This is a genomic window from Nocardioides sp., assembly GCF_004803405.1.
GTDB lineage: Bacteria > Actinomycetota > Actinomycetes > Propionibacteriales > Nocardioidaceae > Nocardioides > Nocardioides vastitatis.
This window is the reverse complement of sequence record NZ_SSXI01000318.1, coordinates 1-3,265: the sequence shown is the minus strand read 5'-3', so window position 1 is coordinate 3,265 and position 3,265 is coordinate 1. Positions and strand designations below refer to the sequence as shown.

The following is a 3,265-nucleotide window of genomic DNA, read 5'->3' as shown; positions in this document are numbered from 1 at the left end:
CGCGGCCCGCGCGTCGACCGAGCGCGTCGACGCGCGCCAGCAGCTCGGCGAACGCGAACGGCTTGGCAAGGTAGTCGTCGGCACCGAGGTGAAGCCCGTCCACGCGCTCGGCCACGGCGCCGGACGCGGTGAGCATCAGGATCCGCGCGTCGTTGCCGGCCGCCACCAGGCGGCGGCAGACCTCGTCCCCGTGCAGGACCGGCAGGTCCCGGTCGAGAAGGACCACGTCGTAGGGGTTGAGGCCGGCGAGCGCGAGCGCCGCCTCGCCGTCGCCTGCGACGTCGGCGGCGTAGCCCGCCCGGCGCAGGCCGAGCACGACGGCCTCGGCCATCACGCCCTCGTCCTCGACCACCAGCACCCGCATCGAGCCAGCGTCTCAGCCGCAATGTTCAGCCTTCATAAGAGAACGCAGAGAAGTCGCCGAGAACGCCAACGCTCGTCGAACGCGTCCTCCGCTGAAGTTCCCCTTGTCCGCACCGACCAAGGAGGAACCATGAGACGACCACACCGGCACGACGCCCGCACCCCGCTGCGCTGGCTCGCGGCCCTCGCCGCCGCGTTCCTGCTCGCTCTGGCGTTGAGCGCCTGTGAGCTGCCCGGCACCGGCGGGAAGGAGGCGAGCGACGACGCGACCGAGAAGGCCGACGTCGACGACGCGATGCTCGAGTTCGCGCAGTGCATGCGGGACAACGGCGTCCCGATGGAGGATCCCAAGCCCGGCGAGCGCGGCCTGGTGCGGCAGAACGCGGGCGACCTGGACCCGGAGATCGTCAGGGCCGCCGAGGAGGAGTGCCACGGGATCATCGAGAGCGCCATCCCCGAGGACGCGCGGAGGGAGATGCCGGCCGAGCAGAAGGAGGCGCTGCTCGCCGCGGCGCAGTGCATGCGGGAGAAGGGCTGGGACGTGCCGGACCCGCAGTTCGACGGCGGCAAGGTGACGCAGCGGCTCGAGGGCGGCGTCGACCCGGAGGACCCCGCGTTCCAGAAGGACCAGGAGGCCTGCGCGGAGGAGGCCGGCCTGGAGATGCCGCGCAGGGAGAGGAGGTCCTGAGATGCGGACCGCCCCCATCGTCGGCGTCGCCGTACTCGTGGTCGCCGCTGCCGCCGGCACCGTGGCCCTCGTCGGAGGCGGTGGCCTGGGCCCCGACAGCGGCGAGCCCGCCGACGCGGCCTCGACCACCGCTGTCAGCACCGCGAAGGTGCGCGAAGGCGACTTGGTGGAGTCCACCTCGACCAGCGGCTCTCTGGAGTACGCCGACGGCCGCGACCTCGCCGCCCAGCTCGCGGGCACCGTCACCTGGCTGCCCCCGGCCGGGCGGGTGGTCCGGGAGGGGCAGTCGCTCTATCGGGTCGACACCACGCCGGTCGTCCGCCTCGACGGGCGGGTCCCCGCGTGGCGCGACCTCGGCCCGGACGTGTCCGACGGCGCCGACGTCGAGCAGTTGGAGCAGGCGCTGCTGGACCTCGGCTACGGGGTGGACGAGGGCATGGACGCCGACGGCGAGTGGACCTACCTCACGACACAGGCGGTCGAGGACTGGCAGGAGGACCGCGACCTGGAGGAGACCGGCGAGCTGCCCCTGGGCAGCATCGTGTTCACCGACGGTGACCTCCGCGTCAGCGGACGGCTGCTCGACGTGGGCGCGGGAGTCCAGCCCGGCACGCCGGTGCTCGAGCTGAGCGGCACCGACCGCCGCGTCACCCTCGAGCTCGAGCCCAGCCAGCGCCACCTCGCACCGGTCGGCAACGCGGTCGACCTCGATTTCCCGGACGGCACGACGGCTCGCGGGAGGATCGTCGACGTCGAGGTGGTGCCACCCGCCGACGAGCAGTCGCAGGAGGTGCTCTCGGTGACGGTGGAGCCCGCCGGCCGACAGTCGCGGAAGGCGGTCGCCGGCCAGCTGGACGGCGCCTCGGTGCAGGTCACCGTCACCCGCACCCTCGCCGAGGACGTGCTGATCGTCCCGGTCACGGCCCTGGTCGCGCTCGTCGAGGGCGGCTATGCCGTCGAGGTGCTCGACGGCGGCTCGACGCGGACTGTGCCGGTCGAGACCGGTGGTTTCGCCGACTCCACGGTCGCCGTCACCGGAGACCTCGCCCCCGGCGACGACGTGGTGGTCACCCCGTGACCCCGGCAACCGACCCGAGCCCGCCGGTGCTCGAGCTGACCGGGATCAGCCGGACCTACGGCGCGGGCCCCACCGCGCTCACCGTGCTTCGCGACGTGGAGCTCACGGTCCGCGAGGGCGAGTACGTCGCCGTGGTCGGCCCCTCCGGCTCGGGCAAGTCCACGCTGCTGAACCTGATGGGTGCGCTGGACCGCGCCAGCGACGGGTCCGTGCGCCTCGCGGGTCACGACCTGGCGTCGTACTCCGATGCCGGTCTGTCCCGGCTGCGTGCGACGTACCTGGGCTTCGTGTTCCAGCAGTTCTTCCTGCTCGACCGGCAGACCGCGCTGGAGAACGTGGCCGACGGCCTCCTGTACCAGGGCGTACGACGAGCCGAGCGGCGTCGCCGCGCCGCCGCGGCCCTCGAGCGGGTCGGCCTGGCCCACCGCCTCGACCATGTGCCCTCGCGGATGTCCGGCGGCGAGTGCCAGCGGACGGCGATCGCGCGTGCGGTCGTGCATGCGCCGCGGGTACTGCTGGCCGACGAGCCGACCGGCAACCTCGACAGCGCCTCCGGCGCCGCGGTGCTGGAGCTCTTCGACGAGCTGCACGCGACCGGGGCCACGATCATCCTGGTCACCCACGACCCGGGGATCGCCGAGCGGGCGCCCCGGATGATCACGCTTCGCGACGGCCGCATCGTCGACGACCTGTGCCGGGAGGTGGCGGCATGAGCGGCGCACGCACCCGGATGGCGTGGACCGACCGGCTCCGGATCGGCGCGCTCGGCCTGTCGTCCCGGCCCGCCCGGACGGCCCTGTCCGCGCTGGGTATCGCGATCGGGATCACTGCGCTGGTGGGGGTCCTGGGGCTCTCCGAGTCGTCCCGCGCCGACCTCAACAGGCAGCTCGACGCGCTCGGGACCAACCTGCTGACCGTGGAGCCGGGGCAGGACTTCATGGGCGACGACGCGAGCCTGCCCGACGAGTCGGTGGCCATGGTCGGCCGGATGACGACCATCCGGTCGGCGGCAGCGGTGCGCGCCGTCGACGCGACGGTCCGCAGGACCGACCGCGTGCCCGAGGCGCAGACCTCAGGCATCGCGACCGCGGCCGCCGACCTCGGCCTGCCCGAGGCGGTCGCGGCGAGGGTGCGGT

5 protein-coding genes are annotated in these 3,265 nt (G+C 73.6%); 4 read left to right on the top strand and 1 reads right to left on the bottom strand.

Annotated elements, in window-relative coordinates:
- Positions 1-364: response regulator transcription factor (locus tag E7Z54_RS21865; protein ID WP_136436842.1), on the bottom strand; the 364-nt coding region annotated here is incomplete at its 3' end.
- Positions 365-493: 129 nt separating this feature from the next.
- Between E7Z54_RS21865 and E7Z54_RS21860 the strand changes: the two genes are divergently transcribed.
- From E7Z54_RS21860 to E7Z54_RS21845, 4 genes are all read left to right on the top strand, one after another.
- The gene (locus tag E7Z54_RS21860; RefSeq protein WP_136436841.1) at positions 494-1,051 is read left to right on the top strand and encodes a hypothetical protein; all 558 of its coding nucleotides are present in this window, start codon (positions 494-496) and stop codon (positions 1,049-1,051) included.
- A gap of 1 nt (position 1,052) precedes the next feature.
- Positions 1,053-2,129, top strand: a complete 1,077-nt coding sequence (locus tag E7Z54_RS21855; RefSeq protein ID WP_136436840.1) for an efflux RND transporter periplasmic adaptor subunit — start codon at positions 1,053-1,055, stop codon at positions 2,127-2,129.
- Positions 2,126-2,842 carry an ABC transporter ATP-binding protein gene (locus tag E7Z54_RS21850; RefSeq protein WP_240769838.1) on the top strand — a complete coding sequence of 239 codons (717 nt, stop codon included), beginning with the start codon at positions 2,126-2,128 and terminating at the stop codon, positions 2,840-2,842. Before E7Z54_RS21855 ends, E7Z54_RS21850 begins: the two co-directional genes overlap by 4 nt.
- The coding region (locus E7Z54_RS21845) for an ABC transporter permease (protein WP_206056462.1) at positions 2,839-3,265 on the top strand (427 nt) is incomplete at its 3' end. The genes E7Z54_RS21850 and E7Z54_RS21845, both read left to right, overlap by 4 nt.